The sequence below is a fragment of the Kitasatospora sp. NPDC058063 genome (assembly GCF_042885395.1).
GTDB lineage: Bacteria > Actinomycetota > Actinomycetes > Streptomycetales > Streptomycetaceae > Kitasatospora > Kitasatospora lactacystinica.
Genome location: NZ_JBHVSD010000034.1, coordinates 1 through 15,135, shown reverse-complemented (window position 1 = coordinate 15,135; position 15,135 = coordinate 1). Strand labels below are relative to the sequence as shown.

Genomic DNA, 15,135 nt, shown 5'->3' with positions numbered 1-15,135 from the left:
AACCTCCAGTGTCGGGATGCGCATCTGACTCACGGGTTGGTCTCGGACGAGCGTCGGCGGGCGAGAGCGAGGCTTGTCAGCGTCGTGGTCGCCATGGCGCCGATGCCGACCAGCGCCGCGGTGGTGTAGGCGCTGTCGTCGGGGAAGAGGTGGCCGGGGCCGGTGCCCGCGGCGAGGATCAGGCCGCCGATGGCGCTTCCCAGGGAGTACCCGACGCTGCGGACGACATAGTTGAAGCTCATGGCGCTCGACGTCTCGCTCTTGGGGGTGACGGCCAGGATGACGCCGGGCATCGCGGCCGAGAAGCCGCCGACGCCGAAGCCGAGCACGCCCATCGCCGCGAACAGTTCGGCCGGGTCCGACCGGGCCGCCGCGAACAGGGCGAACCCGCCGCCGACCACGACGGCGCTGCCGGCCAGGAGCAGGGGGTCGGCGATCCGCGTCCGGACCCTCGGCGTGAGCTTGCCGGCGACGAACCCCAGCACCGAGAACGGGATGAGGACCAGCCCGGCGACGAAGGTCGTCAGCCCGAAGCCGTAGCCGGCGCCGTGCGGCGTCTGCGCGTACCGGGTGATGAGCGTGAGCAGGAGGTACATGCCGATCCCGCCGACGAACATGGCGAGGTTCGCCACGGCGACCGCCGGGTGCCGCACCGCCCGCACGTCGACCAGGGGCGTCGTGCTGCGTAACTCGATGACGGCCCAGACGCAGAGCAGCACCACCGCGACGACGGCGAGGCCCGCCGCCACGGCGAGGTGCCGGCTCCACAGATTCCGTTCGCCGGCGAGGAACAGCACCAGGAGCAGCACAGCGGCCAGGACGACCGCGCCCGCCACGTTCACGTGGGCGGAGCGGCCTTCGGGGGCTTCGGGCATGGAGCGCCACGCGGTCAGGAGGGCGGCGGCGGTGACGACCAGGCCGAGGCCGTAGGCGGCCCGTACCCCGCCGAGCTCGGCGAGCAGTGCGGCCAGCGGGTAGCCGACGCCGGCCCCGATGATCGAGACCACCGAGATCAGGGCGATCACGGCCGCGCTGCGCTCCTCGGGGAGGTGGTCCCGGGCCACGCCCATCATCAGCGCCGTCAGCCCGAGCCCGACGCCCTGGGCCGCCCTGGCGGCCAGCAGCCACGCGAACGGCAGCGGCAGCACGGTGAGCGCGCTTCCGGCGACGACGACCGCCAGCGTGGCGAGGATCGTGGCCCGCCGGTGCGGGCCGGCTCCGAGCCGGCCCAGGACCGGCGTGGCGACGGCGCCGCTGAGCAGCGCGACGGTCAGCGTCCACTGCGCGCTGCCGAGCGAGACGTGGAACGAGGTCGCCACGCTGGTGATGAGCGGCGTCCCGAGGCTGGCGACCGCCGCCACGACCAGAGCGATGAACATCAGGGCGGGGACCAGCAGCCGCGCCTCGGAACGCGCCACCGGGAACGTCTCCACCGCGACCGCGCCGACCGGCTGCCCGGTCACTGCTTCGGCGCTTCGCGGTCCTGGCTTTCGAGCTCTGCCAGATGCTTCAGCGCCGGAAGGGCCGCCACCAGCGCCTCGACCTCGTCGCCGGTGAGCTCGCCGATCAACCGCTCGAACGCGTGGACACCCGTCTGGCGCCGCGTCCGGACATAGGAGGCACCGGCCTCGGTCAGGCACACCAGCGTGACCCGCTTGTCGGACGTGTCGCCCCGCCGCTCGACCAGGCCGGACTCCTCCATCACCCGGACCAGGGTGGTCATCGCGGGCTGGGTGACGCCCTCGACCGCGGCCAGATCGGTGATGCGCCGCGGGCCGGTCCGGTCCAGGGTGGCCAGGGTGGCGGCGGACGTCAGGCTCATGTCCCGGGGCAGGCGTCTCGCGGCCCTGGTGGCCAGGCCGTAGAGGGCTGCCCCGATGGCGGCGGACGAGTCAGGAGCGGTGTCTTGACGACTCATGCCCAAAGCATAGCGTTTTTATATTCATAGTCTATGGAAATGGTCGACTGGAGCGGGGCGGCCTCGACCGCCGGGAGTCGGCGACGTCTCAAGGGCCCGTCATCCTCGCGTGACGTCCGCGGTGCCCGAACCTTCCGATGCAGGATCAAACATCCGACTTCAACCGGGATCCAGTACTGGTAGGGATCTGCGATCGTCTGTGAGCTGCCCCGGTTTTCGTGGAGTCCGCGATTGTGTGATCAAGCGGTTTGCGTGAGCTCGGCCAGTAACCGGTCGGCTCGGGCGAGTTGACCGATCGCCAGGACCAGGCAGGCGCGGACCGCCGGGTCGTCCTCAACGGCGAGGTGGGCGTGCAGGGCGGCCGTGGCGAGGCGACCGAGCCGGCTGCCAGGGCGTAGGCCGCGGCCTGGCAGCCGGCCGGGGTCGGGGTCGTCGAGCTGCTCGGCGACTGAACTCGGGCCCGGCGCGCGCACGAGCGCCGCGTCCGCAGCGAGGGAGGCCGTCCAGCGCGCTACCAGGTGGCCCAGAGGAGGTTCCAGCCGCTGAGGCCGTTGTCAGGGGCGACGGTCTTCTCCTTGGTGTTCACGACCGTGACGACGTCGCCGATCAGCGAGCTGTTGAAGAACGACCCGGCGACGGAGGTGTCGCTGCCGCCCTCCACGTCCTTGAGCGAGACGCAGCCGTGGCTGGTGTTGGCCTTGCCGAACAGGTCGCGCTTGTACCAGTAGTTGCCGTGGACGTAGGTGCCGGACCTGGTCAGCCGCATCGCGTGCGGGGCGGCGGGGATGTCGTACTCACTGCCCAGACCGACGGTCTGGGAGTTCATGTGGGTGACTCTCTCCTTGGACATGATGACCATGACGCCGCCCCAGGAGGGGTGCTCGTCGTCGCCGAGGGTGGCGGGCACGGTGGTGGACTTGCCGTCCCGCACGATCGTCATCCGGTGCGTGGCGGCGTCCGCGGTCGAGACCTGGGAGCGGCCGATGGTGAACGGTTCGTCCTTGTCGACGTCGCCCCACACGCCTGGGGCGACTTCGACGTTCTTCAGCCGGTAGTGGATGGTGACCTTGGTGTTCGGCTTCCAGTAGTCGGCCGGGCGGAAGTCGATCCGGTTGTCGCCGAACCAGTGGCCCTTCACCTCGGTGCCGTTGTCCGTCTCGAAGGTGATGGCTTTGGCGACGGCGTCCTTGTTCACGACCTTGGCGCTGAAGTCCACCTTGACGATCATGCCCACGCCGTAGGTCTGGCCGTCGGCGATGTTGTCGTTGGTCGACACCTGCTTGCCGGGCAAGGCGGTGGTGAAGGCGCTGGTGGCCGCGGCGACCAGACCGTCGGCGTCCGTCGCCCGGGCGTTCACCGTGTACGCCGTGCCGGGGGCGAGTGCGGCAGCGGGCTTCCAGCCGGTGCCGTCCGGGGCGATCGAGCCCCGGACGGGCTTGCCGTCCTTGTCCGTCACGTCGACGGCGGTGAGCTTGCCGTGGGAGACGGACACCCGGAGCGCGGTCGGCGCGACCCCTTGGGTCCCGTCCTTCGGCTCCACGTCCAGCACCGCGGTCGACGTCCTCGGCGTCGCCGCGGCGGACGCCCCTGCGGAAGCGGCTCCGGAGGCAGTTCCGGAAGCGGCCCCGGAGGCGGCGGAGTCGGCCGGCGCGGCGTCACCGCGGCCCTCGCCCTTGCCGTCGCCGCAGGCCGCGGTCATCAGCAGGACCCCGCCCATCGCCAGTGCCACCGCGCCGCGATGGAGACGGTCGCTGGTGCGTATCGCGGCCCGGGCCGCCCGAACAGTGCTCACAGTTGCTCCCTCTCGATGTTTCGCCGCCAGCTTGTGCGCCGGTTCGTCCCGGCCGCAACGGTGGGCCGGCGATCAGGGACGCGGGGACGCCGTTAGCCGGTTTGAGCTGGGGAGACGTAACCTTCCTGGGACGCGCGAACGGGACTCCGGGACGGCGCGGCCGGTTGCGGAGAGGGGCCCCCGGGGAACCGTGGGACGGTCTGCGGCGTGCTTGTCTGCCGGAGCTCGTATCGGCCCGCGTCCGGGTGGTCCGGTGGTCCGGTGGTCCGGTGGTCCGGTGGTCCGGTGGTCCGGCGGTCCGGCGGCCGGAGCCGGGGCGCGCCGCCGAGGGGATTCAGGAGGGGCGGAGGAACAGTGCCAGAGGGGGGCGGGGATTTGCGGGAGGCGGACGAGGTTGCGCGGCTGCTCCAGGAGCTGAAGAGCCGGTCGGGGCTCAGTTACGGCGCGCTGGCAAAGCAGCTGCACGTGAGCACGTCGGCCCTGCACCGTTACTGCAACGGTGATGTGATGCCGGTGGAGTTCGCCCCGCTGGAGCGCCTCGCGCGGCTGTGCCGGGCGACTTCGGAGGAACGCACCGAGCTCTACCGGCTGTGGGGCATCGCCCACGCGGCGCGGGCGAACCGGCAGGCTTCCGCACCCGCACCCGAGCCCGCGGTTGAACCCGAGCCCGCACCTGCGGCGGAGGCTTCGTCAGCGGCCCCGGTGGCGCGGACGGTGCCGGACACCCCTGACGCGCCGGGACCGGCGGAGGAACCGGCCACAGGAGCCGCCACCGGGGCCGGCACGGCCGCCCCGGAGCGTGCCCCCGCCGTACCGCCGCAGCGGCGAGTGCGCCGGGGCGCACTCGCCGCGGTGACGGCCGCCGCGGTGCTCGCCACCATCGGGGCCGTCGCCACCGGCCTTGAGACCCACTCGGACGGCTCGCCCGCCTCCGTGCCCGCCCGGGCCGTTGAGGCCGGTCCGTCCGCCGAATCCCCGACGCCGGCTCCAGTCGACAAGCCTGTCGGCGCCGTCACTTCCACCAGTGCGGGCGCGACCCCGTCGGGGCCGACCGGCGCCGCGGACCAGGGCGCGAGCGCCCCGATCGCCGTCGCGGTCCATGCCTCGCGCGGGGGCACCGAGTGCGACAGGTACGTGGTCGACCGGCCGCCGTCGGAAGTCCCCCGCCCGCCCGCGCTGGTGGACGTCCCGGCCTGGGTCTCCCGGGTGGGCGCGGTCCCCGGCACCTACCAGTCGATCGAGCTCACCGTGCAGGGCACCGGCAGCGAGACCGTGGTGCTGACCGCCCTCAACGTCCGCATCGCCCGGATCGCGGCCCCGCTGCCCTGGAACGCCTATGCGATGGGCGACGGCTGCGGGGGCGGAGTCGGCGTCAACTCCTTCGACCTCGACCTGGACGCGGCCCGCCCCCGTCCGGTTCTGATCGAGGGCAGCACGGGCCTGCCGGTCAAGGTGAGCGAGCGGGACCCGGAGGTCATCGAGGTCACCGCCAAGACCACCTCCCACGACGTCAGCTGGTACCTGGAACTGGAGTGGACCAGCGGCAACCGCAAGGGCACGCTGACCATCGGCCCCGGCGCGGGCACGCCGTTCCGCACCAGCGCGGTCAAGGGCCGGCCGCTCTACAGCTACCCGATCGGCGGGAAGGCCTGGGAGCGCAGCCCCTTCCAGCAGTGACGGCCGAGCGGGGTCCCGCCACCGGGGCCCCGTCGTCCGCCCGCTCTCCCGGAGCCGGGCCGACGCTTCGGTGAGTCGCCCCTTGCGTGGCCCGGGCGGACCCGTTGCTGTTCCGGGGTGCGGAGCGACCTCGACGCTCAGGTCCTCCTGCCCGACCAGGGCCACCAGGTTCGCCAGCTCGTTGCGCCTCCCGGCGACCAGCCGGTCGGTCCACTCCTGGTCGTGCATGGCGTCGGCCGTCATCCTTCGGTGAGACCAGGCACACCTGACCCGTCTCACCGAAGTTTGACGAGTCTCACCGAAGTTTCACCGGGTCCTCTTATGATCTTGGCTCAGTCCTGAGGGGACTTGGGGGCCGGTGGCTGGACTCGCGCTCGCGCCCAACGCCGTCGAACCCGACGACTTCTGAGTGGCCTCCGGTAGGTGACCTTGACTGACTGACAGGTGAGTTCGGTCCAAACGCCTACAGGATCTTGAGCGCTTCGTCCCACACGTCGCCTCCGTCTGCCCAGGTCCACAGCCATTGGCGCAGCGACGGCGCCGCGTAGCACAAGCCGTCGTGGGGGTTCTCGCCGCAGTCGGGTTCCCAGCCGTCGGCATCCCAGAGCAGGACCGGGTTGTCGACCGCTATCAACGAGACGTACCACTGCATGCTGCAGCCGCCACCGCTCAGGAAGAGCCAGGACGCCGGCGGCCCCCACTCCGGATATCGAGTGAGAGGGGAGGTCGCGCATGGCCAGTCCGGCTTGTACCACTCCGGGATGTGGCGCGGTGTCAGCGAGGCGAGGCCGCCTTCCGGACCGAAGCCACCGTCGCCGACCTCGGTGTAGACACGTCGGAGCAGGAGCGGCAGCTCGTAGCCGATCTCCCGCTCCACCTGTTCGACCTCGGTCCTCGTGATCGGAGGGAACGGCTGATCCGGGAGACAGCCGCGGGTGACACCCGCGCCTTCTGCTCCCCAGGCGAGAGCACGCAGCCTTTCCAGAAGCGCGTCGTCGTCTGCAGAGATACGACGGGAGGCATCGGTCACGGGGCGGAACTGTAGCCGGGCGAGCACCTGGACGTCATGCAGCCCGACAACCGGTCCGGAGCCGCTGTCGCCGGACAACCCAATGAAGATCAAGTGGCAGGAATCCAGTGGTGATCAAAGTCGCGTGGCAAACACAGTGAAGGTCACCCGTTAGAGGTCACTGGGCACGGCGGTCAAACTTCGATGAGACGGGTCAACACCGGACTCCTCGGATCTGATCAACGAAGCGTCCCAGGCGGCGCGCGGAGCGCCACCACTCGGGGAAGCGGGGTGGGACTGTCCCAGCAACCGGAGATAGTCGGCCTGCCGGGACAGGGCTGGTACGCGGGTGTCCCGGCACCGGCCACAGGCCGGCGGGGCCGGGTGAGCGCTTCCGCGTCCGCCGCCGACGCCTGCAAGAGCGCATGGCCAACCGCACCCGCGAGCGCCAGCCGCTGCTGCCGGTCCTGTCCCAGCACGTCGCCGACCAGTGGCATCGTCGGCGAACCCTGCTGGAGGCGGCCCGCGCCGTCGGCCTGGGGGATCGATTCACCGTCGACGGCGTCGAGTGGCAGCGCGTCTCGGCGAAAGCGGACGCTCTGCGACCCGATCCGTCGACCGCCGCCGTCCGCGCGGTCAACCGAAGCACCGGCGAGTTGGTGCAGCTCACCCACATTGAGAACCAGGCGTTCTGGCAGTGGGCGATCGTCGAAACCCTGCGGCTGGCCGGCCTGCGCGCTGAGGAGCTCACGGAGCTGACCCACCTGAGCGTGCGCAACTACCAGCGGCCCAGCGGCGAAGTCGTAGCGTTGTTGGTGGTCACGCCGTCCAAGAGCGACCGGGAGCGGGTCATTCCGATGTCCGCCGAGCTGTTCCACGTCATCGCGCAGATCATCCGCCGCCACATCAGCGCGAACAGGACCGTCCCGGTCTGCGTCCGCTACGACCTGCACGAGAAGGTCTGGAGCGAACCGTTGCCCTACCTGTTCCAGAACATGCACGGCAGAGCGATCAGGGCGATGTCCACCACGACGATGTGGCGCATGATCCACCGCGCCGCTGACGGGCTTGTCGCCACCGACCCGCGGTTCGCCGAGGTGAAGTTCGCCCCGCACGACTTCCGCTGGCTCTTCGCGACCGAGCTGGTCAATAACGGACTGTCGATCCACATCGGCGCCGCCTTGTTGGGTTACTTGAATATCCAAACCACTCGTGGTTACGTCGCGGTCTTCGACGACGACGTGGTCCGGCACTACCAGGAGTTTCTCGCCCGTCGCCGGTCCCAGCGGCCCGAGAGCGAGTATCGAAGCCCGACCGAGCGGGAGTGGTCGGACTTCAATGAGCACTTCGACAAGCGCCGGGTCGAACTCGGCTCCTGCGGCCGGCCCTACGGCACCCCCTGCACGCACGAACACGCCTGCATCCGCTGCCCGATGCTGGGCATCAACCCGAAGATGCTGCCCCGCCTCGACGAGCTGGAGGAAGACCTCCTAGCCCGTCGCGAACGCGCCGTCGCCGAGGGTTGGCGGGGTGAGATCGACGGGCTCGACCTCACCCTCACCTTCCTGCGGAGCAAGCGCGAGCAGGCCCGACGGTTCGAGCGGACCGGACCAGTCCCACTCGGGCTGCCCGCACCCCGCCGGCAGCAGGAGTGATCGGCTACGGCATCATGGCGGGCCATCAGAGCTGGTCCTGGGGGAGCCGTCATGAAGTTCATCGTCCACGAGCACCCGGTCGGACGCGCCGCGACCAACTACATCGCGCGCGCCGACCTGGCTCCCTTCGGACTGGAGGGACAGGTCGAGCAGCTCTGGCTCATACCTCGCAATGACAAAGGCTACGAGGTCTCCTGTATTCCGTTTTCCACCTACGGGATCGCTCTGGGCGACACCGTGCTCCTCAACGACGACGACTACGTCAGCGAGGTGGTCGGGGCCTCTCGGCATCGGACGCTGCGACTCCTGTTCACTCCTGATCTGCCGCCCGCCGATCTCCAAAGAGCCGCTGACCAGATCAAGGCCGAGATCATCGCGGGAGACCTTCTGAGTGAGTGGAACGGTGCACGCTTCGTCGCCGTCGATGTCCCGCCCAACGTCGAACCCTCCGGACTGTTCGCCGTCATGGAGGCAGCAGTCAACGCCGGCCACGCCTTCTGGGAGTGGGCTAACGCAATACCGTTCGCCAGCCCTTCGTGACGCTCGCGAGCTCACGCAGTGCCTGTCCTTGGTACAGAAAAGATCAGCGTCGAGCCAGGCGCATTGGCATGCGAGCCGCAGGGGGAATTGAGTGGAGCAGATCACCGACGACCAGGTCACGCAGTTGGTCCGTTTCGTGTTTGCGCGAATCCCCGACGCGGCCTCGCTCCAAGGCGAAGCCCGCAGAGCGGCCGCAGCCCTGCGACTGGCCGCAACCAAGCAGGTCGCGGCGGTGCGCTTCCACCGAGCCTCCCTGCCTGAGCAGGCGGCGGAGACCGAGCTACACGCAACCGCCTCATGGAACCTTCTGGTTGCTTTCGCCCAGATCTGGCACGACCACCCGGAGTTCCCCGCCGATGCCGCCGTTGAGACCTTCAAGTTTGACTCCGAGTCGCCTCTCTCGACGACCGCGCACCGCGACCAGCCGCGTGAGCGGTAAGCCCTACCGGACTTGGTGCAGAGAAGGTCGAGCGAGCACCTGACCCCGGGCGGGGTGGTCGTCCGCACCTGGCACGAGCCCGCCTGTCCGGCGTGGGCCCGGCGGTGACCACCAGCACGGTGGCCGGGCCGGGCCGGGCTGGTCCGGGTGCGGGTGTGTGCGGTGCTGGTCCACGACGGCCGGGTGTGTCTGATCCGCCGCCAGCGTCCGGCCAGAGCACAGCTCTCCTTCCCCAGCGGTGTGGTCGAGGACGGCGAAGACCCGGTCGACGCGCTGTGTGCCGGGAGTTGCTCGAGGAGTTCGGCCTCGACCTGGCGGTGCTGCCCGCGCCGCCGGTGCTGCGTTTCGTCCAGGACCAGGAGACCGAGCGCCCAGGCGAGGTAGAACCGTGCTGGCGTTGGCCCACACACGAGCGGCCTCACCTGTTTGCCAAGTGATGAACCGTCAGATCTGACAATCTTGAGGCATGACCGCCCAACGAACGCCCTTCGAGCTGGCCCACTACTACCCTGGCTGGATCTGGGACCATCGCTCCGTCGAGGCCATGAAGAGCCTGCTCCTCTTCTTCGACGGATTCGCTCTCCTCCTCCCCTCCGAACACTTCGATGCCACCGTCGCTCAGGAAGAGGAACTCGCCGCGCCGCTCCTCGAAGCCGGGCTGCTCCACAATGTCGAACCCCAGACGTGGCTGGACGCTCCCACGGCAGTGGCGATCCGGCGAGCGGCCGAAGGCGCGATCGGCACTCCGGCGTCCGGCATCCCGCATGCCGGGGGTCCTTTCCTCACCGTTGGCCACTTCGTCGCGACTTCGGAGGACGCCGACCAGACTGTGAGGCAGTTGCTCCGCTTAGGGGTGGTGAGCAGACATCGACCCGACCTCGGCCCTGACATGGTCGACCTGGCCGACAGCGCCCGCTCCGCCATCCTGCTGGCACTGGGTCTGGCCGCAGCCCAACGCGTCACGGAGCACGAGATCTATCTGGTGGGAGACCTCGCGGCTGTTGGCCCGAATCCCAACCGCCCTGAATCGAACCGCGCCATCCTGGCTTCACTCGTCCACCAGGATGCAGTCGACGTCGGCGTCGACCTGTCAGGAGTCCCACTGGACGAAGTACTCGACTTCCGTCGCCAGCACGGCGAGGGATACCGGCGATACGCCCGTGAGCTCAGGCGCTTCGTGGCGGCCCTGGATGCTGCCCCGATGACGATCGACAAGCTGCGGCTGCGTCGCGATCGTTCGCAGGAGATCGCCGACTACGCCGCCGACCTGCGCCGCGCACGCCGGGGATGGGTTCGGCCCCTCGCATCGCTTGCCCTCGCGGCCGCCGGCGCAGCATGGACTCTCCGTCAGGCAGACGTAGTCGGCTCTGCCGTTGCCGCCGCCGGAGCGGCAGCGGGCTTCACGTCGCCGGGTCGGCCGAACACCCCCTTCACGTATCTGTTCGACGCCCGCGCAATGCGCTAGAGATCGGTGATGGTGGCGGTGGCCTCTCGGTGAAGGCCATCATGTTCCCGGAAGCTCGGATGGCGGCTCGCGGCCTACGGCTCCGTCCAGCCGCACGCCCGCCTGCCCCGGGCGCCGAGGGGGTGCCAGATGGGGGCGGCCGGGCCGCGCTGGATGAGGTCCTCGATGCGGGCGGCGCCGGCCGGGACGGCGGTGAGCATCTCGGCGGTGGCCGGGTTCTCCTCGGCGGTGAGGCGCAGGTCCGTCACCGCCGAGCGGACCCCGGCGGCCGCCGTGCCGACCAGGACGACCAGCAGCCGGGGGAATGCCCGCCAGCGCCGTTCCCAGGCCCGACCTGTCCCGCCCTCGCCCGCCTGCTCCCACACCCGGGCGCAGGCCGCCAGCTGCGTCGCGGTCTGCTCGTCTCCGGCCCTCTGGGGCGGTTGCGCTCGATGAACGCCCGCAGGCGGTGGCGTTCGTCGCCGGTGCCGGCGGTGCCGGCGAGGTGGGCGGCGGGCCGGTACACCCCGGCGCCGACGGGCAGCTCCGGTGTGGGGAGGAAATCGAGTGGGCCGCAGGCCTCGCTGCGGGTGCGGGCGTCGGTGACGAAGGCGGCGTGGATCCGGCCGACGGCGAGCTGCTCGGTGCCCGGCGACTGGGCGGCCGGGCGCCGGGCCTTGGGGAAGATGGCCGCGACGGCGGCACCGGCCGCGGTGAGGTGCCAGGCCTTCCTACGGCCGGCCTGAGGCAGGGATCACGAACCTGACCATTTGCCAAGTGATCTTGACTAGCGCGATTGATTCCGTCGTCACTACGGTTGGCACATGGAAGAGTTGCCAGAGGGTGTGGACCACGACGTCCTGGACCGCTACATCCTGGACCGCCGAATCGGCCCGGCGCTTCGGATGATCAGGGACGCGTCCGGCTGCAGGCTCAACGAGGCGCTCGGGGTCTTCTGCGCGCGATACGAAGAGCTCCGCCGCGACCGGCCGGACGAATTCAAGCTGAGCCGTGAGGAGTACGCCCACGAGGTCTACACCTGATCCGCAGCCTCCTCGACGGCCCGACCGCGTTGGTGGCTGGTGTGCCGGGCGCTCGCGTTCCGGCTAGCCGAATACCGAGGCGGGTGGGCCGGTGAGGTAGGCGGCTGCGCCGGCGGGAGCAACGGAGCCTGGAGCGACTGACATGATCAGTTGCATGATTCGGCCCCTTCCTTCAGCGCCGTGTCGTCGGGCCGGAGGAGCCGTCGTGGAGGTTGCTGGGTGAATTCATGGGAGAGAGACCCGGCGTACCGGGCGGTGGTGCGGGCATTCGTGGACGGGGACCCGCTCGACCAGGTGGGTGGGCCCCTCGACGTTCGCGCGGTGGTGGCGGGTATCCGTCCGGAGGCCAAGGACGGGTTGCTGGTTGAGGAGGTGCCCTGGGACCGCTTCCCAGACGGTGCCAGGGTCCGGGAGGTCATGGGGCGCTTGCGCTCGGGCGACGCCGCCGACGTTAGTAGTGCGCTCGGCATGCTGATCGGTCTGTGTGCCAACGATATGAGGGCCGCCGCCGCACCGGAGGTGCCGTTCGTGATTCGGATCAGTACCGTTCCGGAGGACCACCACCGTGCCGAAGCCCTGACCGTGGTGGGCGAGGTGGCGCGCATGCGGCACCAGGGCGTGTGCACCCGTGCCGACATGCTGCGATTCCGCGCCGATGACGAATGGTCCTTCGAGGTCACCGGCTACCTACAGAACTGGTCGGTGCAGGCTGCCCGCGAAGCGATCGCCGAGGACACCGATCTTCTCCTTCCTCTGCTCGACGACCCCGACCCCGCGGTGCGCATCGCCACCGCATACGCGCTGGCTGCCGCCGCCGACCGCACGCAGGACATCCTCACCGCTCTCCACTCCTGCCTGCTAGCCGAGCACCACCCCACCGCACGGGCGGGCTTGGTCCTGGCAATCGCACAGCTGGCCCGACCGCACCCGGATCTGGGGACCGTGGTGTGGATGCAGGCCCGCTGGTCCGACCCCGAACAACCACCCGAGGTACGCATATGCGCCGCGCTGGGGTGGATGTGCCTCGCTGACCTGCCGGTCCCGGACGAACTGCGTGCCATGCTGGACGACCTCGCCACCGACGAGACAGCCCGGTTGATGGCGCCGTTGCCGTGGATGCAGGCGGTTGAGACCGCCAGGGGCAGCGGCCTGCACCGCTGCCTGCGCGCCATGCTGCATCCCGGCATGGCTGAGACCGAAGACTGCGACGATCCGTGGTCCTGACCACGGCCGGTCACCAACCGGGCCTTGCCTGGCGGTTCCTCATCAGCACGGGGTTCGCACTGCTCCGAAACGTTCAAGCTTCGGAGCAGTGCCACCTTGACCGCAGGGTTGGCCGAGCCTCTGGTAGGAGGGGTGATCTGCCAAGATCAGTCCGTCCCCCGAGGCCCCGTTGCGCTGTCAGTCTGCCACCAGCACGCTCACACGAACCCTGATCGTCGCCTCTGGGGTCTTCGCCCCGGGCCACCTGGGCGAGTTGACCAAATACCTTCCCTTTGAGCTGGTCGACGCCGTCCTGGTGGATACCGGGACCGTCTAGCGTCGCTTACGGTCCCTGCCCTCGCGGGTGGCCGTGTACTTCCTGCTCGCCCTCGGGCTGTTCCCACACCTGGGCCATGCCAAGGTCTGGGACAAACGAGTCGTCGGCTTGACCGGACTGACGGTGCCCGCGCCGTCGGAGAAGGCACTGCGCGACCTGCGCCGACGCCTCGGGGCAGCACCAGTGAAGTCCCTGTTCGAGATCGTGGCCGGGCCGCTGGCTCAGCCACGGACACCAGGAGTGCGCTACCGGCGCTGGCGCACCATGGCCTTCGACGGGTGCAGCTCGATCACGGTGCCCGACGCTGAACGCAACCGTGGCCGGTTCGGCCGGCCCCGCAATCGGTACGGCTGGACCGGTTACCCACTTCTACGGCTGATGGCGCTGGTGGAGACCGGAAGCCGCGGCCTCCTCGGCGCCGAGTTCGGCCCCAGGAGCTACGGCGAGAACCACTACGCCCAGCGCCTGCTGCACCTGCTCGGCCCCGACATGCTGGTTCTCGCCGACCGAGGCTTCGACGACGGCAAGTTCCTGGCGAAGGTCGCCGGCACCGGCGCCCAGTTCCTGGTCCGCCTCACCTCCAACCGGCGCCCACCGACCGTGGGTCGACTGCACGACGGCTCCCACCTGGCCCGCATCCACGGCGTCACGGTCCGCATCATCGAAGCCGACATCACCGCGACCTGCGCGGACGGTACCCGCCTGCACGACGGCTACCGGCTGGCCACCACCCTGCTCGACCCCGACCTGGACCCGCCGAGACCCTCGTACAGCTTTACCACGAACGCTGGGAGATCGAATCCGCCTACTACGCCCTACGCCACACGCTCATGAATGGGCGCGTGCTCCGCTCCGGAGACCCCTTCGGTGTCGAGCAGGAGATGTGGGCCCTGCTGACCCTCTACCAGCTCCTGCGGACCGCCATGGTCGACGCCGTCGAGTCCGCACCCGGTACAGACCCCGACCGCGCCAGCTTCACCATCGCTCTGGAGGCGGCACGCGACCAGCTCGTCGTCGCTCACGCCGACTGCGACGGCCACGATCTCGTCGGCCGGATAGGCCGGGCCGTGCTCTGCGTTCCGGCGGATCCGTGGTGGGAGGGCCGGGTGCTGCACGCGAAGCTCTGCCCGGCGAAGGGGTGCCGGGCGTGAGGCTCCCCGGTCCCCGCGGTGGACCGGGGAGCCGGGGGTCAGCCCGGGATCAGGCCGTCGTCGCCGAGCATCTCGCGGACCTCGTCCATGGACGCATCGGGTGCGGGCAGGATCAGCTCCGAGGGCTCCAAGGCGTCGTCCGGCAGCGGGGTTCCCAGGCGGCGTACGGCGTCCAGGAGGGCCCCCAGAGTCCTCCGGAAGCCTTCTTCGTCGCCGTCCTCCATCTCTGCGAGCAGTTCGTCGTCGAGCTTGTTCAGCTCGGCGAAGTGGGCGTCGGCCAGCTTTGCTTGGCCCTCGCCCATGATGCGCACGATCACGGTGGTCTCCCGTCTGTGGGTGATGATCCCGGTCGGAGTGGTTGGATCGTTGCTCATCCCATCGGTCTCCCACCAGCGGCGCCGGCGTGCGCGGTGCGTGGCGGACGCCATTCACCCGCACGAGCACCTGAGGTGTGACCTGTTGTTGTCCGGTGGCGTGGACCCCGGGCCGCGCCTCGCCGCCGTGCTCGCCGTCCTGCTCCGGTCGGTGCTTTGCTGCCGCCCGGCCCAGCCGTCCTGTTGCCGCGCCCGCGGCCCGCGCCGCGCTGCTGCGCCCTGGCCCGGGGCGTGGTCCTGATCTGGTCCCTGCGGTGGTTTGGGTCACTGGGCGTTTTTGCTGGTCGGGGCGGTGTCAGGGACTGAAGTGACTGAGATCGGGAGTTGAGACGGGGCCCGGTGGCGGGGGGTGTTCGATTTGGTGGGCAGGTGTGGCCGGAATCGGCACCTGGCCACTGGAATGGCCAGTTGGCTACAGAGGGGTTCTGGCTACGCCGGGTAGTCGATGAGCCGAAGCGCGCTAGGAGCTGTTCAAGGTTCGGATCATGTGGTTGAGGTCAGGGACTTCAACCACATGATCGATCCGCGGAGGTGCAGGCCTGCCGTGTAGCTT

Annotated in this window: 14 protein-coding genes and 1 pseudogene; 9 read left to right on the top strand and 6 right to left on the bottom strand. The window is 70.0% G+C overall.

The annotated features are described in order from the left end of the window. Positions 1 to 29: 29 nt before the first annotated feature. The 3 genes from ACFVUY_RS38350 to ACFVUY_RS38340 form a co-directional block, all read right to left on the bottom strand. The gene (locus ACFVUY_RS38350; RefSeq protein WP_387736732.1) at positions 30 to 1,463 is read right to left on the bottom strand and encodes an MFS transporter; all 1,434 of its coding nucleotides are present in this window, start codon (positions 1,461 to 1,463) and stop codon (positions 30 to 32) included. Further along, on the bottom strand, positions 1,460 to 1,822 hold the full coding sequence (locus ACFVUY_RS38345) for a MarR family winged helix-turn-helix transcriptional regulator (RefSeq protein WP_387736774.1): 363 nt from the start codon (positions 1,820 to 1,822) through the stop codon (positions 1,460 to 1,462). Before ACFVUY_RS38345 ends, ACFVUY_RS38350 begins: the two co-directional genes overlap by 4 nt. A 607-nt stretch (positions 1,823 to 2,429) precedes the next feature. Further along, the gene (locus ACFVUY_RS38340; protein WP_387736731.1) at positions 2,430 to 3,710 is read right to left on the bottom strand and encodes an Ig-like domain-containing protein; all 1,281 of its coding nucleotides are present in this window, start codon (positions 3,708 to 3,710) and stop codon (positions 2,430 to 2,432) included. Between the two features lie 207 nt (positions 3,711 to 3,917). On the opposite strand from ACFVUY_RS38340, the gene ACFVUY_RS38335 reads away from it, so the two are divergent. Continuing rightward, the gene (locus tag ACFVUY_RS38335; RefSeq protein ID WP_387736730.1) at positions 3,918 to 5,387 is read left to right on the top strand and encodes a helix-turn-helix domain-containing protein; all 1,470 of its coding nucleotides are present in this window, start codon (positions 3,918 to 3,920) and stop codon (positions 5,385 to 5,387) included. A 463-nt stretch (positions 5,388 to 5,850) separates the two neighbouring features. Here ACFVUY_RS38335 and ACFVUY_RS38330 read toward each other — a convergent pair whose 3' ends face one another. Further along, positions 5,851 to 6,417 carry an SMI1/KNR4 family protein gene (locus ACFVUY_RS38330; RefSeq protein WP_387736729.1) on the bottom strand — a complete coding sequence of 189 codons (567 nt, stop codon included), beginning with the start codon at positions 6,415 to 6,417 and terminating at the stop codon, positions 5,851 to 5,853. Between the two features lie 404 nt (positions 6,418 to 6,821). Between ACFVUY_RS38330 and ACFVUY_RS38325 the strand changes: the two genes are divergently transcribed. The 5 genes from ACFVUY_RS38325 to ACFVUY_RS38305 all read left to right on the top strand — a co-directional run bounded on the left by ACFVUY_RS38325 (position 6,822) and on the right by ACFVUY_RS38305 (position 10,495). Next, entirely contained in the window at positions 6,822 to 8,051 is a 1,230-nt protein-coding gene (locus ACFVUY_RS38325) for a tyrosine-type recombinase/integrase (RefSeq protein WP_387736728.1), read from the top strand. A 51-nt stretch (positions 8,052 to 8,102) separates the two neighbouring features. Further along, the gene (locus tag ACFVUY_RS38320; protein WP_387736727.1) at positions 8,103 to 8,591 is read left to right on the top strand and encodes a DUF4265 domain-containing protein; all 489 of its coding nucleotides are present in this window, start codon (positions 8,103 to 8,105) and stop codon (positions 8,589 to 8,591) included. A 91-nt stretch (positions 8,592 to 8,682) separates the two neighbouring features. Continuing rightward, the gene (locus ACFVUY_RS38315; RefSeq protein ID WP_387736726.1) at positions 8,683 to 9,030 is read left to right on the top strand and encodes a hypothetical protein; all 348 of its coding nucleotides are present in this window, start codon (positions 8,683 to 8,685) and stop codon (positions 9,028 to 9,030) included. A gap of 147 nt (positions 9,031 to 9,177) precedes the next feature. Further along, positions 9,178 to 9,414 (top strand): NUDIX domain-containing protein, encoded by a 237-nt coding sequence (locus ACFVUY_RS38310; protein ID WP_387736725.1) that lies wholly within the window; start codon positions 9,178 to 9,180, stop codon positions 9,412 to 9,414. Positions 9,415 to 9,496: 82 nt separating this feature from the next. Then, on the top strand, positions 9,497 to 10,495 hold the full coding sequence (locus ACFVUY_RS38305; protein WP_387736724.1) for a hypothetical protein: 999 nt from the start codon (positions 9,497 to 9,499) through the stop codon (positions 10,493 to 10,495). Between the two features lie 74 nt (positions 10,496 to 10,569). Here the strand turns inward: ACFVUY_RS38305 and ACFVUY_RS38300 are convergent, their stop codons facing one another. Then, positions 10,570 to 10,860 carry a hypothetical protein gene (locus ACFVUY_RS38300; RefSeq protein WP_387736723.1) on the bottom strand — a complete coding sequence of 97 codons (291 nt, stop codon included), beginning with the start codon at positions 10,858 to 10,860 and terminating at the stop codon, positions 10,570 to 10,572. A 438-nt stretch (positions 10,861 to 11,298) separates the two neighbouring features. Here ACFVUY_RS38300 and ACFVUY_RS38295 point away from each other — a divergent pair, with 438 nt between their 5' ends. The 3 genes and pseudogenes from ACFVUY_RS38295 to ACFVUY_RS38285 form a co-directional block, all read left to right on the top strand. Continuing rightward, on the top strand, positions 11,299 to 11,517 hold the full coding sequence (locus tag ACFVUY_RS38295) for a hypothetical protein (protein WP_380460935.1): 219 nt from the start codon (positions 11,299 to 11,301) through the stop codon (positions 11,515 to 11,517). Positions 11,518 to 11,787: 270 nt separating this feature from the next. Then, positions 11,788 to 12,741, top strand: coding sequence for a hypothetical protein (locus ACFVUY_RS38290; RefSeq protein ID WP_387736722.1), 954 nt, complete (start codon positions 11,788 to 11,790; stop codon positions 12,739 to 12,741). Positions 12,742 to 12,910: 169 nt separating this feature from the next. Next, positions 12,911 to 14,076: pseudogene (locus ACFVUY_RS38285) on the top strand (IS4 family transposase); the annotation flags it as partial. Between the two features lie 170 nt (positions 14,077 to 14,246). On the opposite strand, the gene ACFVUY_RS38280 reads toward ACFVUY_RS38285, so the two are convergent. Beyond that, positions 14,247 to 14,525, bottom strand: coding sequence for a hypothetical protein (locus tag ACFVUY_RS38280; protein ID WP_387736773.1), 279 nt, complete (start codon positions 14,523 to 14,525; stop codon positions 14,247 to 14,249). Between the last annotated feature and the right edge of the window lie 610 nt (positions 14,526 to 15,135).